The 564-nt window shown below is 50.9% G+C and carries 1 protein-coding gene; it reads right to left on the reverse strand.

From position 1 onward, the window contains the following. On the reverse strand, positions 1–564 hold a 564-nt coding region (hflX, locus tag A3751_RS02825; RefSeq protein ID WP_068451842.1), incomplete at both ends, for a GTPase HflX.

Here is a 564-nt window from a genome sequence, read left to right on the forward strand (position 1 = left end):
CCGACGATCATCAGCACAATCGATGACATGTAACAATAGCGTCGCAGCGATGGTTTCCTCAAGCGTCGCTCTAAATGCATCTACAAGCTTGTGCGGCAGGTGCCGAATAAAGCCCACCGTATCTACGAGAATCGCCCGACCAACATCCGGAAAATCAATCTTCCTTAACGTTGGGTCAAGGGTAGCGAAAAGCTGATCAGCAGAATAAACCTCTGATTGGGTTACCCGATTAAATAGCGTCGACTTTCCAGCATTGGTATAGCCCACGAGAGAAATGGTCGGAATTTCTGCTCTAGTTCGAGCCCGCCTACCCTGATCACGCTGCTTTCTAACCTTACCTAATCGCCCCTGCAAAGCCTTGATACGAGCTCGCAAAAGACGCCTATCTGTCTCAAGTTGCGTCTCACCTGGACCACGAAGACCAATACCACCCTTCTGCCGTTCAAGGTGAGTCCAGCCTCGGATCAAGCGAGTAGACATATACTCCAACTGAGCGAGTTCAACCTGCAACTTCCCCTCATGAGTACGCGCGCGCTGGGCAAAAATATCGAGAATGACGCCCGT

The organism is Oleiphilus sp. HI0080 (assembly GCF_001635135.1).